Here is a 21105-nt window from a genome sequence, read left to right on the forward strand (position 1 = left end):
TCTGTGCGATACCTGTGGCAATAGCTTTCCCTACGCCCGAAGTACCACCCGTAACTAAAAACGTTTTGTTTTTTAATTCCATTTTCTAATTTTTTGTTTGTGTAAAATTCCACAACATTCAGAAAACAGATGTACGTGAAACGCCTTTTGTTGTAGCCAAAAATTACCTTGCCGTATGCGTGGTAGTCGGGATTTAGTCTCTCGTTCAATGCCTGTACAGTGGTAGGTTTAGCCTTGCACCCAACACAAAGAATACTATGTCTCCTCATTCACAAAGGGTTCTGATTAGTGCCTCTATGAATTACTGCGAGAGGATTTTATTTTCTTCCAAGCTTCTTTAAGACATGGTTCGATAAAAACAAATGATTTGCGGCTTGTGTTCATGTTTTATAAAATAATACCATCTTATAAACTGAAAATGCTCGCCTGAATAATCTTGTTCCGTCATTTATTCATTAATCCACATGTCAACACATTCTTCCATAGCGCTTCTTTTGATAGACAGTTTTATGCCTGTTTCAATTTCTCTTTATACAAATGCCTGAACTTTTCCAGTTTGGGATTGATAACAGCCTGGCAATATCCTCCATCCGGATTTTTGTTATAATAATCCTGGTGATAGTCTTCTGCCTTATAAAAATGTTCGAACATTTCCAGCTGAGTCACGATCATATCGGCGTATGATTTTTGCACTTCTTCGATAATTTTAGCAGCAGCCTGCTTTTCATCTTCGTTTCGGTAAAAAATAATACTCCGGTACTGTGAACCCCTGTCTGCTCCCTGTTGGTTTAAGGTTGTGGGGTTATGCGTGGTAAGATGTATTCTCAGTAAATCATCAAATGAAATTTCGGCCGGATCGTAAGTGATTTCAATCACTTCCGCATGCCCGGTTGCACCACTGCAAACTTCTCTATAACCTGGGTTAACGAACTTCCCTCCGCTGTAACCGCTCTCAACTTTTATGACGCCCTTCAGCCGCTGAAAAATCGCCTCTGTACACCAGAAACAGCCTCCACCAAAATCAACTTTTTTTTCGCTCATATTAACTTTTTTTAACGAAACAGCGTTCATGCAATAACGAAGTCCGCTGGGCTTGGGCCCATCCTGGAACACATGCCCCAAATGAGCGTCACAGGTATTACAGAGCGCTTCAATGCGTACCATACCAAAGGAACTATCCTTATGATAAGTAACCGCATTTTCTTTTATTGGTTGGGTGAAGGAAGGCCACCCGGTTCCACTTTCAAATTTTGTATCTGCATCAAAGAGTACCGTACCACAGCAGATGCAGGCATATCTCCCCGGTTCAAAATAGGAACAAAGATCAGAGCTGAATGCCCGCTCCGTGCCCTTAAGCCGGGTAATCCTGAATTGCTCGTCTGTAAGTAATGCTTTCCATTCTTCGGGTGTTTTTTCCACCCTTTTATCAGGTGTGGGATTTCCATTATTGGCGAATTTTATCACATCAAGCCATCTTAGCATAATCGTAATTTTAAGGTTAAAAAATAGATTCAATCATAAACCGCTTACCATTGAAAACAAAGAGATCATTTTGCTTCCTGTTCATCAGCCCCTGGTAAAACGGTGCATCGGGTGACATGGCAATAAAATGCTTTCCGTCAAGATCAAATTGGCATGCGGGTATCCCGATAATATAATACAGGCCGTTAACCAACGCAACTGCGCCTTCTGTTACAGAGGTTTTACTACCGAAATCTAAATCACGTAGCATTTTAATTTCATTCTCCCGCTGATGGATCTGCCTTTCCAAAGCCTGTAAAAATTCTTCAGCCTGCTCCCTGTGTGAGTTGTCATCAGCGTCACGCACATCCTCAAGGTTCAGATTACCATCGCCCTGGTAAGCTGCATAATCATTCCTTAGTTGCTGAAGAGTTTCTTCGTGCTGCTTTATAAGTGTCGCTTTTAAAGTAAGTTTATCCATTTGTCGTATATTTTTTTGCTATCAACAGTATTTAAATTGATTGCCCGGTTTAACATTAATGCCTTTGCATTATCCTTTAAAGTACCGTTCTTCTATAACCTGCCCGTTTTCCCATAATGAGCGAACTATCTCATGCAGGTAAATATTGCTTCCATCCTTCATATCTAAATCCAAAATGAATTCAGAAAAAGAAGCATTATCATCAGATGCAGACCAGACAAGCGTAATTTCTTTCACTTTCTGAATGGAGCTGACAAAGTCAGTTAGCTTCTTCATGGCTGATTGTTTTCCCTCGGTTATCCTGCCGTCAAATTCAATGGTTTTGATATTGGATGAGTAATACTTTTCGGCTGCTTCTACAAGCTGGCCCTGGGATACCATTTCATTCATCGCATTTGCGAGTGCCTGGAGATTCTTTTCCATTGTTGTATTTTTTGTTTAATGAATGTGTTTATTTTATTAGCTAAGGCCTGTACAATATGGTTAGGCTCAAGCGTTGTTCCTGTTCAATATGAATCAATTTGATAGACTGATAACCGCGCTTACAAAGGAATTGTGTGCCTGGCCGGAACTAATTATAACATCAACACTCCCGTTTTTATTTATTTTAAACAGCTGTCCAAACAGCATCCATAAACCATGACCTTGAATCCAGGAATGCTGCTGCTTGAACAAAACCATTATTCACTGCCATTTCACGAATCTGGTCTTTGGAATATTTCTGTGATATCTCGGTCCATATACATTCATCTTTTTCAAAAGGAATTATGGTACCGGAAATATTTACTGCTATATCACTTAAGCTTACGAGATAACTTTTGGCTGACCCGGTTAAAGGATCATAACTGCAATAATGATCAAACTGGCCGATCCTGAAATCAGCATCTAACTCCCGATTAATTCTTGCTAACAGGTTTAAATTAAATTTCCGGGTCAACCCGTCTCTGTCGTCATATGCGCGTTTGATAATAGCAGGATGCTTAACGAGATCGAATCCGATAATACACTGATCGCCGGGCTGTAAATAGCTGCGCAATTTTTTACAGAAAGCATTACTCTCTTCTATGGTCATGTTGCCAATATTACCTCCTAAGCACATCACAACCTTTCGTGTTGCAGGCAATAAATTATGTATTGATAATGCGTTAAAGTAATCGCCTGCCAGACCGTTAAACTGTAAGTTAGGAATCTTATCAGGCAGAAATAACTGCAGCCTGCTGATTACATTTTCTGATATGTCGATAGGTATATAATTAAAAGATACATCTGCAGCTGCAAGTGCGTGCAATAAATGAATAGATTTAGCACAGTTACCGGGTCCTAATTCTATTAATTCAAAGTTTAAATTTTGTGCCGTTATACTATCCACAATTTGTTTTGCCTGCCTGGTAAAGATCTCCATTTCACACCGGCTGAGATAATAATCAGGAGAATCCATAATTGCTTCAAAAAGACTATCGCCCTCTTTGTCGTAGAAGTATTTTGAGGGTAATTTCTTTGGAGTTTCTTTTAGACTTTGGATGACATCCAAATAAAAATCCTTGTTTTTTTTTGCAGAAGGCCTGCATTCGCCTGTATCTATCGATATCATACATTTATAGGGTTAAGAAGATAAATAAATTCTTGCCAGATTTCCCGAACCATTATGACGGCAAGGTAACAGGCGGTACTCTTTTAAATATTGACATTTATCACATATCCATTGTTAAATTGATTGCAGAAGGTGAGCAAGTTGATGAGCTGCTACTTGAAACTTCTTAATCACACATCCGTATAGATGGCCTATCGTCGAAAAAGGCTTTGGCTATAAACCATCTTACAAAAAGATCAAAATAATTTCTGTCCGGAAACAATGTAAGAGCGTTAGATAATTTCTTTATTGTATTCATTAAATTCAATTTTTTTAACCCGGCCCTTTTTTAAGATGCTGGTAGCAAGCCATACATATTGCTGTGTTTGTTTATCAAACCCCAACATAGTGAATGCCGTTCCTGCAGGGCATTCCGGAAAATCAGGGAATCCTATCCGCAATACATACCGGTCACTATCCGCATTAAATTCAGACGGAGTAATTTTTTTCAGTCCATATTTCATATCCGGATGCTGGCTGTTAAAAACATAGCTCACCAGTGGCGCATCCCGAAGTATCTTCGTGATCGGTTGATCTTCCATATAAAAATACATCCCCAAAAGATCAATGATCAATCCCCTGAGCTGGTACTTAGGTATAAAAACCGCAAACAGGTTTTGTGTATCGAACGCATCTTCGCTGATATCAAATTGATATGCTCCTTCGATAATTACTTCATCTTCCACAAAACCCTGGTTCATGTTTGTAGAAAAAACCAGATTATCTTGGATGATAAAATTATCGGTATAACCCTTAAGCCGTAATTCATCAACTACCTTGACAAGATCGTTTTCATTTAATGCCATCATCTATATTTAGTTTTATTTTTTAAACGTTTACAGAACTTACAAAAAAAACGGAATGAACATCTCAACGCAAGGACATTTGTCACATTTTATTTATTAAAACCAAAATATTTTCCGACAGGCAAGGAGTAAACATTTTATTTTTCTTGACATATATCACAAACATAAACAGAGTTACTATCGTTCTTTGTTGTTTAAATAGTTGCAGTAATACTGAACAGAAAAAAATCCGGACTTTTTTTTAAAAAAATAATGTTTATGAAAAAGAATTCTTCAACGGCACAAATACTCTTGCGTTTTGCATTAGGGGTTGGCTTCCTGCTACCGGTATTGGATCGCATTGGTATTTTAGGAGCGCCGGGCAGTGCGAATGTATCATGGGGAAACTGGAGCAATTTTGCCATTTACGCAAATAGCCTGATGCCTTACTTCTCTCCAAAAACAGCTTCGTTCTTTGGCCTCATAGCCACCATTGCCGAAGCATTAATTGGCATACTGCTTATCGTTGGTTATAAAATTAAATTTGTGGCTTACGGCAGCTTTATACTTACATTAATATTTGCACTCAGTATGCTGTTCTTTGTAGGATACAGAGCCCCGTTTAATTATTCTGTTTTCGTAGCCAGTTTCTCCAGCCTGTTATTAGCCTGTGTACAAAACGGGGAAGATCAAAAAAATCAACCCAAAAATTTATAAAGCCTGCCTGCATCTGGCATATGCAAAAAAATAAATGAGGAAGGACGTGATTGCCGCCAGTATCTGCTTTTAAGAAACCAAGCCGGGTTCTTCATTAATTTCGTTATCGATCTGCTAATTGCGGCTCATTGGGCAATGATATATTACTGCGTATCCTTGTTAATGTCTCCCTTGAAACGCCGATATAGGATGCTATCATGTATAGCGGAATACGTTCATGCAGTTTCGGAAATCTTTGCACAAAGTCGCGATATCTGTCTTCTGCCTGGCGGCTGAGCATCGTATAAATTCTGTCACGGTTTATATCGCAGTCGTCCGTAATAAGTTTAGTGTTTAATTTATTAAAATTGGGTATTTCTTCCAGCAGCCATTTAAAACTACATGTTGAAAACTGGATAACAGTGGTGTTTTCCAGGGCATCAATAAATTCATTGGAAGGTATCCCGGTCAGCAGGCTTGCACGATCGCTGATCCAGTGACCGGCTGGTGACAGGTCTAAGATATGTTCGTTGCCATCATCGTCTATTCGATATAACCTGAGACAACCGCAGCATACAAAAGTGTAATACCGGCATATGCTTCCCTGGCGCAGCAGATATTGCCTTTTTTTAAGTTGCTTTGATATTGCCAGCGACCTAATTGCTGCAATATCCTCGTCAGAGAACAAATCGTAAGCTCTGATATAATTTTCAAAAAAATCAAATGTACCCTCAGGCATTAATATATAGAACTGATTGTTTTAGATAAAAATTTTTATACTCTCCTATAACTGTAACCACAAAAAGTCACAGCTCATATTTGAATATTTCTTATTTCTATTAAAACCATAAAATTAAAACACAACGAAAAGCGGGCAAATGGACGAAAAGGACAATGTGTTGTAGAAACCATCCCGCTTAATAGCCAACACTTATTATTTCTGTTTATGAACTAAGACATTTCAACTGTTGAAGATGTTTGTGCCACTACAGCTTTGTCGATGGCTTTACTGAAAGATTTACGATAAGCCTCCGGAGACGTGCCCGTTCGTACTTTAAAGAAGCGGCTGAAATAAGCAACGTCATGAAATCCAAGGCCGAGAGCAATTTGCTTTATCGATTTATCGCTTAAATAGAGTTCATGCTTAGCCTGTGTTATAATACGCTCTGAAATTATATCACCAATAGTCTTCCCCAGGTGTTGCTTAGCCGTACGGTTTAACGTTTTAACGGTAACGTTCAATAACTTTGCATAATCGGCCGGCCGGCGCTTGTACTGAAAATGCTGCTCTACTGCATTGATCAATTTCCGCGTCATATAATGAGCTGCCGAAAGTGTTTCTGAGGGTACAAAGCCTCTTTCCATCTTGATCCGTGAAGCATAAATCATAAATATTTTTACCCATGAGATCGCTATGTCGTAACGGCCTAAACCGTCATTGTGGAGTTCTGAAATAAGCTGCTCCAATGGGTGCAGTAATTGATCCATTTCCTTTTTACTGACCTTAATGGAGGGCACTTCCCCGATATTCTTAAATAACACCTGCTTACTGGTCAACTCCAGTTCGTACTTATGATTCCAAAAAAAGTCTGGGTGAAACTGTAACAATATGCCATCCACCTGGCCGTCAGTTTCAATTTGAAAAGGTTGGTAAATAGGAAACCTTATCAGGCAATTTTCAGAGAAGTTATACCTGGCTTTATCAAAGGCCAATTGGCCTTTTCCTCTCCTGATTAAAATTACTTTATAGCAATTGAAGCTTTTTAGGCTTTTAAAATAGTTATCATCGTTAAACTGTACCAGTCTAAACGCCAATATATTAGTTTGAGGGTTCACTAATTCTATTTGTAGTTGTTCACTCATACTCTAACAATTTTATATCATTGTTATTATTTACAACTTTCCGCCCTGCTCCAAAAACCTGGAGGATTATTGACGTTACCAATAAAGAAAGAAAATGGAGTATGCCTATGAAACGTGAAGATATATACTCCATTATTCTTAATTCTTCTTAGCAAAAGTATTGATATTGCCCTGAATACTTCTTCCTGTAGCTGCTTTTAAGAGCAAACGCGAATGATCTTCTTTCCGCTGACCCGGTTGGGTGAGCTAAAGGTGGCAATGGCATCGTCAAGAGAAGATATGCTGCCGATATTCACTTTCAGCTTCCCTTACGCAACCGCTGTACAATTTCACTCAATTGGAAGGAATTGCTTCTACAACAAAGTCGATTGTTGATCCGTTGGCAGGAACGGCATCAATCGGCCCTGCGGCGGTTCAGGCCGCTCTGCCAGTTTTATTCCGGCTATTCCTGCAGTCTCGTCAGTTACAATGACCGCTTTCATAGTACGCCTCCTTTTTTATTCAACAGCAAAAATTCACCTGGTGAGGTGATATTGCTGTATGCTAATGTTGTGAATTTGGTTCTCAGCATAATTTACAATATTTAATACTAACAATGATTTTTCTAAACCGGACTATAAAATTAAATTTTAATTTGGTTGCCTTAATGGGCCAGTTTTAAAATATACAGGGGTCCATAATGTTTGGTACTGAAAAGCGCAATTGAAAATTACAGAGAATGTAGCAGGAAAAATGTTTTAACCCTTTGTTATAGCAGATTCAATGAAATGAAGATAGGCCCGTTGTGAAACAAGTACTGGCAATAGCTTGATAACAAATTTTTTTTAGGTAAAGCCATCTGGCCCATGCGGTGGCTTTCTTTATTTTTTGATTAAACCACATTCGCTGTCTTGCTTCAAAGGTGTATGCAGGCAGGCAGTTCTTTCCTTAATAATTGCCCGCGCACCGCCCATGCTTCACTTTACTTGCGGACAACATTCCGTCTTCATTTATTTACCACTATACCTGTTTGTTTGATTTGTCTTTAATATAAGAAATACTCGTCTATCCATTCCTGCGCGAAGATCCTGGCAGGCAGTACTCAAAACAAGGTCTGCGCCTCCGTACACTGCGGCTGGCCACAGGTTTTACTCAAAAAAATACGCCCTGTCTCCGTTGGGCTTTTTGCTTTCGCGGCATAAACCGCTTCGCTTTTTATTCCACGGTCAAAAATTTTTTCGGGTAAAAACCTTGCTTTTTATCCCTTCCCGGCAAAGGACCGGGTTGCCACGAGAGAAAGGACGAGGCGCTAAGCCGGGAATTGCTCACGGAACTTATACGTAAAATGGGGTAAAACTGCGTAAAGTAAAAAAGTGCTAAAAATGCAAAAAGCCCGTCACACTTAAGTTTCACGAGCTTTTAGTTAATTGAAGTAAGTTGAAATATAGCTTTCAGCGGAGGGAGAGGGATTCGAACCCCCGGACCTGTTACAGTCAACGGTTTTCAAGACCGCCTCATTAAACCGCTCTGACATCCCTCCGGCGCAAATATAAGATGCGAATTTTATCAGCAAAAAAAATGTATTACCATTTTATGAAATGCTTTGAATAATAAAAACATCCCGTTCATATAAAAATATTTAGCGCCTACCTTTGTCCATCTTAAATGAAACATCTTGCAGCTTTAAATAAATATTTTTGGAAATACAAGGTTCGTTTACTGGCGGGAATTTTCTTCGTTGTATTATCCAATTATTTTACGGTAATGGCGCCTGAAGTTACAGGCTATGTGGTAAGCCAGGTACAGCAGTATATTTCCGGTCAGCCCGGCGAAACAACCGAAAATTATTCCGCCTCTGTGCTGGCCTTAATTAACTGGCTGCGAGATTTTAGCTTTAGCAAAATTGTTTTAATAAGCAGTATCGTTATTCTGCTGCTGGCCTTATTACGCGGCATATTTATGTTTCTTATGCGGCAAACGCTTATTGTGATGAGCCGGTATATTGAATATGATTTAAAGAATGCTATCTATACGCATTACCAGCAACTTGATATGGGCTTCTTTAAAACGCACAGCACCGGTGATATGATGAATCGTATTGCCGAAGACGTAAGCCGCGTAAGAATGTATTGCGGGCCAGCAGTTATGTACACCGTAAATTTACTGGCACTTATTACCCTTTGCCTGGTAAATATGCTGCGAAAAGATTTTCACTTAACGCTGGTTGTAGTAGCACCCCTGCCCCTGCTGGCTATTACTATTTATTTTGTAAATACCATCATTCATAAAAAAAGTGAGCGGGTGCAGGCATTGCTTTCAGACCTTACTACCAATGCACAGGAATCTTATTCAGGCATACGTGTAATAAAATCTTTTGTTCAGGAAAAGGCAATGCTTGGATTCTTTAGCAAAAACAGCGAAGCTTACAGAAAAAATGCCGTAAGCCTTGCTAAAGTTGAAGCTATTTATTTTCCAAGCATGACATTACTGGTTGGTTTAAGCACACTGCTTACTATTCTCATCGGGAGTAAAATGGCGTTAACCAATCCTGATAAAGTGGGCATTATTGTGGAGTTCGTTATTTATATAAATATGCTCATGTTTCCTGTGAGCGCCATTGGCAGTGTTGCCAGCATGGTGCAAAGAGCAGCGGCTTCACAAAAAAGAATTAATGAGTTTTTAGACACAAAACCACTGGTTACAAATCCTGTAAAACATAATGCCGATGAAATGTTCAGCGGAAGCATCGCTTTTAAAAATGTAACCTTTACTTACCCGCATACGGGCATACGGGCTTTGCATAATTTTTCACTTGAAGTGAAGCCCGGTGAAAAAGTAATGATTCTTGGTAAAACAGGAAGCGGTAAATCAACCCTTGCGCAATTGTTGCTGCGTTTTTATGATCCGGATAAAGGCGGGATTTTTATTGGTGATAAAAATATACGATATAGCTCTTTAACTGCATTGCGCAATTATATAAGTTATGTGCCGCAGGATGTTTTTCTTTTCAGCGATACGGTTGATAATAATATCCGCTTTGGATTGCGTAATAATGACAATAATATTGATGTAAGAAAATATGCGGAATATGCTGCCGTTAATACCGAAATACTTTCCCTGGACAAGGGTTATGAAACAATGGTTGGCGAACGCGGCGTTACATTAAGCGGTGGGCAAAAGCAACGTGTTTCCATTGCAAGAGCACTGCTGAAAGAAAGCCCTGTAATGTTGTTTGACGATTGCCTCAGCGCCGTTGATGCTAAAACAGAACATAGAATTGTAAACAATCTGAACAGTTTTCTTCAAAACAAAACAACCATTATAATCACGCATCGCATTTTTCTTTCCATACAATTTGACAAGATTATAATACTCGCAGATGGCGAAATTGCCGAAGCAGGTACACATGCGGAATTATTGGGCAGAAACGGCTATTATGCCGAATTATATAACCTGCAAATGAGCGAAGAAAGGACGTCGCCTTAATTAATTTGTTTTAAATAGCCGGCAGCAATTGTATTTAAAAAGTTTATCAAAATTTTGGTAATTGTAAAACAATATTATATTTGCTGCTATAAGTAAACATTAATCATCAAACCAAACGAAAAAGTGGCTTACGAAAATAACGACAAGAAAATGGAAAGCGTTTACAGTAAACGCATAAAAGCAGGGAAAAGAAGAACTTATTTTTTTGATGTGAGAGCTACCCGCGGTAACGATTACTATCTTACAATTACAGAAAGCCGTAAAAGGTTTAATGATGGTGGCTATGACAGACACAAATTATTCTTGTATAAAGAAGATTTCAACAAGTTTACCAAGGCATTAAATGAAGCCGTTGATTATGTGAAGACAGAATTAATGCCCGATTTTGATTTTGATGCATTCAACCATGAATACCCTGAAAATGGTACATTGGCAGAAGATTCTGCAACGGTTGAAATAGAAATTGAAGTAGAAACAGAAGATATTCCAAGCGCTCCTTCCTCAGGCGAAGAAGTGGATAAATGGTAAAAAATGATATTCTCTAATAAAAAAGGCTGTTTGATCAAACAGCCTTTTTTATTATAAAAGTTTTACACAATCCATAAAACAATTTTTTATTTCAGTCGTATTTTTATTACGTATAAATTGTGACGAATAAAACCGGGCATAAATAATTTTCTCACACCAGAAAAATAGCAAGGTTACATTCGGTTATTGAAGAAACAAATATGCACGAATGAAACGCCTATGTAAAATGTTTTTTATACACAGGAAAATATGCACCAAGGCGTTCCATGAGACCATTGAAGAAACAAATATGCACGAATGAAATATACCAAACAAATTTTCGCAAGTCTGCTGCTGCTTGCAACTGCTTTTTCAACTGCTCACGCCCAGCTTTATAAAATTGAACTTGCCGATAAAATAAAAAAAGCATCGCATATTGTTGAAGGAAAAGTTACAGAACAGTATTCCTTCTGGAACGATGAACACACCGTTATTTATACTTCAAACAAAATACATGTTTATAAACTTTTTAAGGGCCAGGCCATTGATAAAGAGATTGAAGTACTAACGCTTGGCGGCACCGTTGGCAACAGGTGCCTTAAAGTGAGCGACGTTTTACACTTGGACAAAGGCAAAACAGGAATGTTCTTTTTGTATGAACAGGCAGGCAAATTGCGTTCGCCCCAAACAAAAAATATATTATTTGATGTTTACAGCAGTTCCCAGGGTTTTTTACAATACGATAAAACGCATCAAAAAGCATTTGCTCCTTTTGCCGCGTACGATAATATTCAGCAAACACTTTATAAACTAATAAACCAATATACGGGTGCAAGGGAAAAAATAATTGACAATAGTTTTCAAAGCCATTTGGCCCAGGCAGAAACAACCGGGCCTGTTATAAGTAACGGCACAACCGCAGTTGCCATAACTTCTTTTTCGCCAGCTACGGTGCACGGCGGGGCAATAAATGATGAGGCCAATAACATTCTAACAATTAATGGCTCTGGCTTTGGCAATAATCCCTCCGGTAGTGCAGCAATTAATTTTAAAGATGCCAATAACGATAATGCTACCCCTGATTATGAAATTGCCTATAACTCTCCTTATATTATTTCATGGACGGATGCACAGATAAAACTGCATGTGCCGGATCGTGCAGGTACCGGCAAATTTTCGGTTGTTGTTACTGATGGTTCTACAGCAACAAGTGCCGGGCCTTTAGAAGTTTTCTTTTCTGTAATTGATGCGCTTTTTCAAAACGATGCAGGCGACTATGTAATAAAAGAACCAAGGTTAATGAACACTAATGGCAGCGGAGGTTATACAATTTCATACAGCATAAGCACGGCAGGCAAAGGCATTGATTTTTCCCAGTCTCCGGCTAAGGCAGCTTTTGAACGCGCCCTTGCAACCTGGAAGGAAGTTGCAGGTGCTAATATTATTTCCGGCAACACAACTACTTACCAGAAAGTTGCTGATGATAGCCTGAACCTGGTGGTTTTTGATAACACCAATTCAGGCGTGGCACACATGGCAGATGGTGTTTTGGAATCAACCTTTAGCTGGTTTTCTGCCTGCCAGCAAAACGGGCAGATACTGGATGCCCAGAAAACAGGTTTTGATATTGTTTTAAGAAATGAAGCTGTTTCCACGGGGGATAATCTTTCTATTGAAAACGGCCCGTGTTTCCCTGCACAAAGTTCTTATGACCTGGAGATGATCATCCTGCACGAACTTGGCCATGCGCTTAATCTTTCGCACATCAATGATGATTTTGAAAATGGCGGCGGCGGATATGCAACCGTCAATCCATCAAAATTGATGCATTATGCTATACTGGATTATGTAGGAAGGAGATCGCCCGATGCTTCTGCCTACCAGGGTGTTTTGTATGATATTACACCTCAGCACAATGCTTATGGTAATTGCGGATTGTATGCCCAGGAAATGGCACCCTTATCCGTTACAGCGCTCAGCACAGATGAATGCCCTTCCACTTTCCCATCGTCTCCCATAGCAGCTAATACTACCCTAAGTTTTGACCTTGTGCATGCCACCAGCAATAAATTAAAAGATCCCTCATTTAGGGAAGTTATGTGCGATGGCACAGGCACTTCGGTTACCAATAATGTGTATTACGCTTTTTCAACCGGCCCGGAAACGGAAGTAAAAATTGATATAAGTAAGTATACAACAGTACCTGCTGAATTAAGTTCATGTACAGGGCAAGGTATCAGGCTTGCATTATATGATGTGCAAACCTGCCCTGAAGGACAATCATATCCATCTCCTGTTTTCTGTCAAATATTTAATGCCGATGGAAAAATTAATATTACAGGGCTTGAAAAGAATCATAAATATCTTTTGTATTTCGATGGAATAAGAAATACAAAAGCCACGTTCTATGCCACTTTTAATGCAAACGGTTCAAACCCCGGCATTGAAACCACGGTTAGTATTACGCCTAACCCGGTTACGGGCGGATCTGCAAATATTACCATCACAAATACTACAGGCGCTTATTATCAATATGGATTATTTGATGCTGTGGGCAGGCAGGTTTTAACCGGCAGGTTAGACGTAACTTCTCCCACCCAAACTTTTAGCATTACAATAAAAAACACTTCTGCCGGTGTTTATTTTCTGCGGATTACAGATGAGAAAGGGAAGACTGTAATTAAAAAGAAGATGATAAAGTACAACTAATATTAAGCTAAGTGTGCATTTTTAATAGTGAATAGTAGGCCTTCAATCAATTCACGATTGACGACTCATAACGCACCTGGCAGCCATAATATTAAAAATTAATATTGGAAAGCGTAATCCGATATTAATTTTGCATTATCATTTAATGTAAATTCTAATCATTATGAAAAAGGCCGCAGATAAACGTGTACACCCAAAAAGAGAATTTAGAAAAGAACTTTCCGCTAAACTTGAAACTGTACTAGCCGAATTGAAAGGTTTAATAAATGAAGAAGAATTTCAGCACAGGTTAAAAAAAGCTGTCAAAATACTCACGCAGGGGTTGCATGGAAAAGATTTTTTGAAGGAAGCAAAGCCTCTTGAAGGCAAAATAAAACAAGCGCCTTTACAAATAAAAACAGTTCATAAACAAACAAAGGCTTTAAAGAAAGCCAATATCAAGGGGGCGGCAGTTAAGAAAAAAGCCTGATGATTTAAGCTTCAATTCGAATGCTTTATAAGACATAAAAAAAGCCGGCTCAATTATGAACCGGCCTTTTTATTAAAGTTTTTACCAGGTTACTCTCCTATCACTTCAAACTCAACTTCTGTATTGTTGCCATTACCAAAGTCGATGGTTGCTTTGTAAGTGCCAAGCTCTTTCACTTCATCTGGAAGTGTAATGCGCTTGCGGTCAATTTCATAACCTTTCTGGTCGCGGATAGCGCGGGCAATTTGTAAGGAAGTTACACTGCCGAATATTTTTCCGCTGGTGCCGGTTTTAGCGCCAATTTTAATTGGAGATTCTTTAAGCACCGTAATCACTTTGTTTATTTCTGCGAGCATTGCTGCTTCTTTTTTAGCCTGAACTTTCATACGCTCGTCCAGTTGCTTTTTATTGGCAGCATTAGCTTCAACGGCAAATTTGCCCGGAATAAGATAGTTGCGCGCATAACCGTTCTTTACGTTTACCAGTTCATTAGCAGCGCCAAGATTATCTATATCCTGTATTAATATTACCTGCATTTTAATTAGCTTTTAGCCTTCAGCTTTCAGCTTTCAGCTTATTTTAATAAATCAGTTACATACGGAATCAGCGCCATCTGGCGTGCTTTTTTAATTGCATCGCTTACTTTACGCTGATATTTTAAAGAATTGCCTGTTAAACGGCGGGGCAATATTTTTCCCTGGTCGTTCACAAATTTTTTCAGGAATTCTACATCCTTGTAATCTATGTACTTAATACCATATTTCTTAAAGCGACAGAATTTCTTCTTGGGCTTTTCCGTCTTTATGGCGGTAAGGTATTTTATCTCGTTTGCTTTAGCCATAAATTAACCCTCCACTTTTTCGATTCCGGTAGGTACGCCACTTCTCTTTTTTGCATTGTACTCAACGGCGTATTTGTCGAGTGCAGTTACCAAGTGACGAAGCACTTGCTCATCACGTAAAAGTTGAATTTTCAACTTTTCATTGAAGCTGGATGGCGCAGTGTATTCCAGAACCCAGTAAATACCTGTGGTTTTTTTCTGGATAGGATACGCCAGTGATTTTAGGCCCCAGGGATTGCTGTGCACAACGCTTCCTTCGTTTTCTATAACGAAATCAGCATATTTTTTCTGAACAGCTTTAAATTCGTCGTCAGAAAGCACAGGGGTAAAAATCACCATCAATTCATAATTGTTCATTACCCTGATTGTTTTAATTAATAAATAAATTTTGGGCGGCGAAGGTAAGAAAGAAAGCTGAATTGTAAAATCTATTCTATAAAAGGTTAACAGTTGTGCATTTAACCTTGTCAGACGCTTTTATAGCGTCTGACCAATAGCAAACATCCGGACATTAATTAGCATTATTCTTTCACCGCAGAAACTTTAAGGCTCACATCCACATTGCTTCCCATAACGGCACTGCTTCCGCCCACGCCAAAATCTTTCCGGTTGATGTTGAACACACTTGAAAATATAATTTTATCTGCGTTTTGGTCAACCCTAAAAGGAATTGATATTGATTGAGTTACAGCCTTTATCGTTAAATTTCCTTTAGCAATGTAACTATTCCCATTTTTTTCTATAGCGGTTGATACAAACCTGATTAGCGGGTATTTCGCAACATCAAAATATTCTTCTTTCCTGAGATGATTATCTCTTCCGTCAACACCGGTATTAATAGTATTTACGTCAACGGTGACATTAAAAGAAGATGCAGAAAGATTGGCCGGATCGAACTTTATGGAGCCCTTCAAACCCTTTAATGTGCCATTTGTATTAATGCCAAAATTCCTAATTGTGAATTTTACCTCGCTTTGTTCATCAACCGGTCTATACTGCTGAGCGTTTAGCGCAAAAAGCCCTGTCAATAAAATTATTACTGTAAATACTGCTTTCATTCGTGCATGTTTATTTTTCAATAGTCTCATGAAACCTCGCTATATACCTTTTCCTGGTATGAGGAAAAATTATCATGCCCGGTTTCTTTAATCCTTTTTGCTTCGATAGCCTTAATCCCTTAAAGGTTATTAACAAAAAACTAAAAATCGTAAATAATGGTTGCCATTTCAATTCATTACAGGCTTTTTAAGTTCATTAGCCGGTAAAGCTTTTTTATTTACAATTACCGAGATGGTATTAATGGCGAAATATGGAATGCTCACATAGATGTAACCTTTGTAAGGCCCTACCTCTCCCCATGAATTTTTCACGATAAAATATTCAGCGCCCTGATCATCTTTTGCAATACCGGTTATCTGCATTAGATGATCGTCCTGAGTTATCTGCCTGTCAAATAAATCCTGCCTTATTTGCTGTGTGTAACTGGGCTCTTGAAACGATAAAAATGAAGCAGCATCAGCATTCGTTGTCCATTTGGCAATGCCGGACTTCTGGCGAAAGCCAACATTGCTTACATCTGCATCCCAGGTTAAAGTGTAGCCTTTTTTAACAGCTCCTTTTGCTGCATTTATCAATTCATCCAATGGAAGGTTATAATAAGTATTGCTGTTATAATTATCCGGAACTTCCATTGCAAATTCTGTATAAAAAGGATGATGCGTGAAAGAAGTAAGGCCGATAAAATCAGAAGGCTTTTCTGTTATATATGCGGCAGCAAAACTTTCAGGCGTATAATGCTTTCCCTTATAATCAAATGCAGCAGGCGGCTGGCCGAGATAGCTATTCAATATTTTAATAAAACCATCTTTCCAGTTTGAAGGAATGGAATCAGTATTGGCTGCCAGCACACTGTCAAGATAATCTTTTAACTGCCCGGCCATTTTATAATTATGCGCCATGATGGTGTCGCCGCCAATGCCCGGATAAACTTCCTGCGGCATTGCACCAAAATCGGCAACGGCATTCAGCATATCCTGCCCGAGGCCGCCTTCTGTAAAACGGGTGTTACCACGGCGGCGGATATACTTCACCGCTTTATCAATGTATAAATTATAAACAGTGTAAGTTTCTGATAAATCAAGTTCAGGTTGCTTGTTTACCAACAAGTCGCTTTCTGTCATGGCTGTTGAAGAATAACACCAGCACGTGCCGGACTGTCCCTGGTTTTTTACAGGCGTGGCTGCATTATTTTTTATAACTGTGAATTGTTTTGTTTGTGCATGCGCAACTGCAGCAGCAAGAATAAAACTAAAAACGAAACAAATTTTTCTCATTGATGTAAATTAAGTGTTGCTTCAAATGTTGGTTTAAACAAAAGTAATATGGCAGGTGTTAATACTTTGCTATGTTAGAACATAATAGCCAGCTACTTTTTAAAAAGGCTTGCCATGCGTAGCGCGTATGAGGATTTTACCAAGAAAAGGCAGGCCACGCAACAGCTTTAAAACAAAAGCAGTTGAATTATTCCCCATAAATCTTTGCACAAGTCTTCCGGTGGTAAGTCTTAAAGCAAAACATTTTTTCCAGGCTAATGTATAATTTGTTTCCATCTCAAGTCTTGAAATGTTTCCTTTTAAAAAATTATCTATTTCCACAAACGCAAGTTTGGATGCATGCATGGCCATGCTCATGCCATTACCGCATAAAGGTGTTATCATACCTGCAGCATCGCCAAGCATCAAAACATGATTTTCAACCTGGCTTTTTTTATCAAAACTTATTTGTGAAATGGTAAGCGGCGTATCATACAAAAATTCAGATGCTGTAAAAAGCCTTTTTAAAACAGGGTTTTTATACAAAATATGCTCCTGCATTTTTTGAATTGAATTGTCATTGGCAGAAAGATTATCCGCAGTAGTTAAATAGCATAAACAGTATTTATCATCTTCTATAGCCGAAATGCCGCAATAACCATTTTTAAAGTTGTGCAAAGCAATATAGTTCCTGGGAAAATCTGTGCGCACATGATATTTTACACCAATATAATTATTGAGTTTATCAGGTTTCCTTTCAATAAAAGAACGCTTCCATTTTACATCAAGATTGCTGCGTTTTCCATAAGCTCCCGCAACAATAGTCGCTGTAATTTTTCTTTTGTTTGATTGAATGATGTGGTTGTTATGATCAAAATTTATATCAGTTACTTTTTCTTCAGTAAAAACAGTAACACCAGCTTTTAAAGCAAGCTGGTAAAGCATATCATCTATAGTGTAACGGCTGATACCAAAACCACCTGAATCAAGTTTGAAATTATACAGCTTCCCGCTTACATCACTCACCTGCAAATTTTTTATTTCAGGTAAATTCATATCTGCCAATGGCAATCCAAGCAGCATTAAAAAATCATAGCTTTCGTAACTTATATATTCACCGCAAACTTTATGAAAAGGGTACTTTTCTTTTTCAAACAATACAACGGAATAGCCGGCATCGGCAGCAAGCAATGAAAGGCAAAGGCCTGCTAACCCACCGCCAACAATTCCTATATCGTAATCATTCGCCATGCTTAAAAATGATAAGATACCGAAAGGCCCACTTCCATTTGATAGTGTAATTTCTTATACCGGCCTTATTAAAAATAGCAGCCCATTCTTTTTTATGAAACCCCCGTGCAACACTTAGCGGCGCATCATTTCTTACAAGATAAGAAGATGAAAAAAACCGTGTTATAATTTTTATGGAATAATAGGCAAACCTGTTACGTTGCAGGTCGTTTATAAAAAACCCAAGCACCGAATTATGCTGCATAAACTGAAGCTGCGCTACTAAATCCCTATCGTCAAAATGATGACAGAACAAGCTTGAAAAAATAATATCAGGCTTGGATGCAAATTTCACCGTTTTGTAATCCTGTACCAGCCAAACCGCGTTCTCTATGGCATAATCTTTTTTAGCCGCTTCAATACATTCAGCTTTTATATCAATGCCCGTGCAACTGAATTGAACATCATTTTTTTTGCACCATTTGTATAACTGGTAAAGATTGTTGCCATCACCACAGCCTATTTCACAAATATGAATTTTATTTTTATTGCCCAATAATTTCCTGAAGCCATTTAATGTAATTGTATGGCCGCCAAGCCATGCATTAATAATGTTAATTTCCTGCATATTCTGTTGTATAGCTTCAAACGGAATATTGTCCTCATCCAACAATTCCTTGCGGTAAGAACGGTAACGCAGGTTTATTGCTTGACGCATAAGAATGTTTCCATGGTTAAGCCGGGGCCAAATGCGGTGCCAAGAATATTCGCAGGTTTATCATCAAAGTTTTCCAAAATTTCTTTCAATACAAATAAAACTGTGGGGGAAGACATATTTCCAAACCGGCTTAAAATATCTCTTGAAAAACGCAGGTCACCTTTCTCCAAACCCAACTGTTTTTGTATAGCGTTTAATATTTTTTTTCCGCCGGGGTGCGTGCACCAGTGTGTTATATCTTTTATTGATAAACCATAATGCTGAACAGCTTCCTCAACGAGCAATGCAATATCCTGTTCAATCAAATCCGGAACATAGCTGCTAAGCGTAATGATAAACCCTCGATGGCTTAGCTCCCACGCCATATCTTTCTTTCCTTTATAAGCCACTTTGGAATAAAAGTTACTCAACTGTAATTTTTTTTCAGATTGAACTTTATTGGAGATCAAAACAGCGGCGCTGCCATCTGCAAAAAGTATAGCACCTGAAGCACTGTCTGGCGTATATTCTTTTTGAAAATGAATGGAACATATTTCAGTTGCAATAATCAGCACGTTTGAATTGGGCGTGCTGTCGCAAATAAGTTTGGCAAGTTTCAAAGCATGCACCGCACCGTAACAACCCATAAAGTTTACAGATGTCCTGAAAACCTGTGGCTGCATATCCATCGCTTCCGCTATTTGCAGGTCAAGGCCGGGCGCACTCATACCTGTGCAGCTTACTGTAATAAGATGTGTTATATCAGCAGGCGATAGATGATTCTTTAAACAATCGTTTATCGCGGAGATAGACAGGGGCAGTGCCTCGCGGTTATAAATTTTCATCCGCTCATCAAGGTTTGGCAAAGGCTCGTCCTGAGATAACGGAATAAAATTCCAGAACTTTTCGTCGGGTTGTGTGTAATCAGAAAGCACGGTATGCCTGGTTTCAATATCACTCTGCCTGTACATAAATGCAAGCCTGCGCGCTTCTTTGTTATCCAGTCCGTAAATTTTTTGCATCATGGGTATTACATCCCGTTGATTAAAGCTGTGCCTGGGTACTGCCGTTCCTATCGAAATAATTTCAATCAAAGCTGGTTTAATATTAATATAGTGATGAATGCCATGTTGGTACAGGCCGATGCAATTTTATTCATGCGCATGGTATGTTTAAAGTCTGCACAAGCTGCATTTTTATATACTTGTAAAAACCATACCGTAAAATAAATAGCCACCGGCATAAAGAATATAAATAGAATAAAAAACAATAATAATTTATTTACAGAAAGGAAATAAATAAACAAGATTAAAAAAGCCAAAGCGTATATAATGCCGCAAAAAATAAATGTTCCCGTTTCTCCAAGCAGCATGCTTATGGTTTCTACATTATCATTCCTGTCTTCTTTATGCTGATAGATTTGGGTAATAGGATAAAATCCGCCAATTAATAAGGTTGCACAAATGCTGCCGGCCCATGGTACTACAGCATCGGTATCATTATTTGAAGCGTTAAACACGGTAAAAAAGATAAGTGCACCCTGGTTAAGAATTACAATAAGATAACCAGAAAGCGCATATTTCTTTAATCGTATTTTTCTGTAACTGTACAATCTTGAAAACATGATATAAATGAAAATGCATGCTGCCGTAAGTGGCGAAATCAATAATGATAACAATACTGCCGCAACATCCATTATAACTGTAAAAACAAATAATTGGTTGGTTGGCTGCAAAGGGTTTTTTATACCACCAATGCTTGTTGTATCCCTGTCCATATAACTGTTATAACCATTACTGGCAGGATAAACGAGTAAATGAATTATGACGAACAGTAATGCGGCATTGGCCACATTAATTTTTTCAACAAACGATAAAGCAAACCAAAAAACCGGCATTAAAAAAAAAGAAAACGGGATACGGAGAAGTTGTATGGTGGATTTCTGTATCAAGATCTGCA

General features: G+C 38.6%; 21 protein-coding genes and 1 tRNA gene. 5 read left to right on the forward strand and 17 right to left on the reverse strand.

Annotation, left to right across the window (positions count from 1 at the left end; genetic code table 11):
* Nucleotides 1-507: 507 nt before the first annotated feature.
* The 5 genes from ACTHN6_RS08445 to ACTHN6_RS08465 form a co-directional block, all read right to left on the reverse strand.
* A complete protein-coding gene (locus ACTHN6_RS08445) occupies nt 508-1482 on the reverse strand; it encodes a bifunctional methionine sulfoxide reductase B/A protein (protein WP_440435311.1) in 975 nt (324 codons plus the stop codon).
* Between the two features lie 16 nt (nt 1483-1498).
* Nucleotides 1499-1942 carry a hypothetical protein gene (locus ACTHN6_RS08450; RefSeq protein WP_440435312.1) on the reverse strand — a complete coding sequence of 148 codons (444 nt, stop codon included), beginning with the start codon at nt 1940-1942 and terminating at the stop codon, nt 1499-1501.
* A gap of 69 nt (nt 1943-2011) precedes the next feature.
* A complete protein-coding gene (locus tag ACTHN6_RS08455) occupies nt 2012-2365 on the reverse strand; it encodes a SnoaL-like domain-containing protein (protein WP_440435313.1) in 354 nt (117 codons plus the stop codon).
* Between the two features lie 184 nt (nt 2366-2549).
* Nucleotides 2550-3533 (reverse strand): L-histidine N(alpha)-methyltransferase, encoded by a 984-nt coding sequence (locus ACTHN6_RS08460; RefSeq protein ID WP_440435314.1) that lies wholly within the window; start codon nt 3531-3533, stop codon nt 2550-2552.
* A 272-nt stretch (nt 3534-3805) separates the two neighbouring features.
* Nucleotides 3806-4381 carry a hypothetical protein gene (locus ACTHN6_RS08465; RefSeq protein WP_440435315.1) on the reverse strand — a complete coding sequence of 192 codons (576 nt, stop codon included), beginning with the start codon at nt 4379-4381 and terminating at the stop codon, nt 3806-3808.
* Between the two features lie 255 nt (nt 4382-4636).
* On the opposite strand from ACTHN6_RS08465, the gene ACTHN6_RS08470 reads away from it, so the two are divergent.
* Nucleotides 4637-5074, forward strand: coding sequence for a DoxX family protein (locus ACTHN6_RS08470; RefSeq protein ID WP_440435316.1), 438 nt, complete (start codon nt 4637-4639; stop codon nt 5072-5074).
* Nucleotides 5075-5177: 103 nt separating this feature from the next.
* Here the strand turns inward: ACTHN6_RS08470 and ACTHN6_RS08475 are convergent, their stop codons facing one another.
* The 3 genes from ACTHN6_RS08475 to ACTHN6_RS08485 all read right to left on the reverse strand — a co-directional run bounded on the left by ACTHN6_RS08475 (nt 5178) and on the right by ACTHN6_RS08485 (nt 8435).
* The gene (locus ACTHN6_RS08475; protein WP_440435317.1) at nt 5178-5792 is read right to left on the reverse strand and encodes a Crp/Fnr family transcriptional regulator; all 615 of its coding nucleotides are present in this window, start codon (nt 5790-5792) and stop codon (nt 5178-5180) included.
* Between the two features lie 212 nt (nt 5793-6004).
* Nucleotides 6005-6916 (reverse strand): helix-turn-helix domain-containing protein, encoded by a 912-nt coding sequence (locus ACTHN6_RS08480; RefSeq protein ID WP_440435318.1) that lies wholly within the window; start codon nt 6914-6916, stop codon nt 6005-6007.
* 1434 nt (nt 6917-8350) lie between these two features.
* Nucleotides 8351-8435, reverse strand: a tRNA-Ser gene (locus ACTHN6_RS08485).
* A 125-nt stretch (nt 8436-8560) separates the two neighbouring features.
* On the opposite strand from ACTHN6_RS08485, the gene ACTHN6_RS08490 reads away from it, so the two are divergent.
* The 4 genes from ACTHN6_RS08490 (at nt 8561) to ACTHN6_RS08505 (ending at nt 14066) form a co-directional block, all read left to right on the forward strand.
* Nucleotides 8561-10381, forward strand: a complete 1821-nt coding sequence (locus tag ACTHN6_RS08490) for an ABC transporter ATP-binding protein (protein ID WP_440435319.1) — start codon at nt 8561-8563, stop codon at nt 10379-10381.
* A 123-nt stretch (nt 10382-10504) separates the two neighbouring features.
* Nucleotides 10505-10909 (forward strand): DUF3276 family protein, encoded by a 405-nt coding sequence (locus tag ACTHN6_RS08495; RefSeq protein ID WP_440435320.1) that lies wholly within the window; start codon nt 10505-10507, stop codon nt 10907-10909.
* 297 nt (nt 10910-11206) lie between these two features.
* On the forward strand, nt 11207-13597 hold the full coding sequence (locus ACTHN6_RS08500) for a T9SS type A sorting domain-containing protein (protein ID WP_440435321.1): 2391 nt from the start codon (nt 11207-11209) through the stop codon (nt 13595-13597).
* Nucleotides 13598-13760: 163 nt separating this feature from the next.
* A complete protein-coding gene (locus ACTHN6_RS08505) occupies nt 13761-14066 on the forward strand; it encodes a hypothetical protein (protein ID WP_440435322.1) in 306 nt (101 codons plus the stop codon).
* 89 nt (nt 14067-14155) lie between these two features.
* On the opposite strand, the gene rplI is transcribed toward ACTHN6_RS08505, so the two are convergent.
* The 9 genes from rplI to ACTHN6_RS08550 all read right to left on the reverse strand — a co-directional run bounded on the left by rplI (nt 14156) and on the right by ACTHN6_RS08550 (nt 21097).
* Nucleotides 14156-14602, reverse strand: a complete 447-nt coding sequence (gene rplI, locus ACTHN6_RS08510; protein ID WP_090659501.1) for a 50S ribosomal protein L9 — start codon at nt 14600-14602, stop codon at nt 14156-14158.
* Between the two features lie 38 nt (nt 14603-14640).
* Nucleotides 14641-14907 carry a 30S ribosomal protein S18 gene (rpsR, locus tag ACTHN6_RS08515; protein ID WP_090659498.1) on the reverse strand — a complete coding sequence of 89 codons (267 nt, stop codon included), beginning with the start codon at nt 14905-14907 and terminating at the stop codon, nt 14641-14643.
* 3 nt (nt 14908-14910) lie between these two features.
* Nucleotides 14911-15264, reverse strand: a complete 354-nt coding sequence (gene rpsF, locus ACTHN6_RS08520) for a 30S ribosomal protein S6 (protein ID WP_440435323.1) — start codon at nt 15262-15264, stop codon at nt 14911-14913.
* A gap of 164 nt (nt 15265-15428) precedes the next feature.
* On the reverse strand, nt 15429-15965 hold the full coding sequence (locus ACTHN6_RS08525) for a YceI family protein (RefSeq protein WP_440435324.1): 537 nt from the start codon (nt 15963-15965) through the stop codon (nt 15429-15431).
* 168 nt (nt 15966-16133) lie between these two features.
* Nucleotides 16134-17240, reverse strand: a complete 1107-nt coding sequence (locus ACTHN6_RS08530) for a C1 family peptidase (protein ID WP_440435325.1) — start codon at nt 17238-17240, stop codon at nt 16134-16136.
* A 99-nt stretch (nt 17241-17339) separates the two neighbouring features.
* A complete protein-coding gene (locus ACTHN6_RS08535) occupies nt 17340-18470 on the reverse strand; it encodes an NAD(P)/FAD-dependent oxidoreductase (protein WP_440435326.1) in 1131 nt (376 codons plus the stop codon).
* Nucleotides 18460-19167, reverse strand: coding sequence for a methyltransferase domain-containing protein (locus ACTHN6_RS08540; protein ID WP_440435327.1), 708 nt, complete (start codon nt 19165-19167; stop codon nt 18460-18462). Before ACTHN6_RS08540 ends, ACTHN6_RS08535 begins: the two co-directional genes overlap by 11 nt.
* Nucleotides 19152-20240: a type III polyketide synthase gene (locus ACTHN6_RS08545; protein ID WP_440435328.1), complete on the reverse strand. Its 1089-nt coding sequence runs from the start codon at nt 20238-20240 to the stop codon at nt 19152-19154. The genes ACTHN6_RS08540 and ACTHN6_RS08545 overlap by 16 nt, the downstream gene beginning before the upstream one ends.
* On the reverse strand, nt 20237-21097 hold the full coding sequence (locus ACTHN6_RS08550; protein ID WP_440435329.1) for a UbiA family prenyltransferase: 861 nt from the start codon (nt 21095-21097) through the stop codon (nt 20237-20239). Before ACTHN6_RS08550 ends, ACTHN6_RS08545 begins: the two co-directional genes overlap by 4 nt.
* Nucleotides 21098-21105: the final 8 nt, after the last annotated feature.

Source organism: Parafilimonas sp. (genome assembly GCF_051953455.1).
Taxonomy (GTDB): Bacteria; Bacteroidota; Bacteroidia; order Chitinophagales; family Chitinophagaceae; genus Parafilimonas.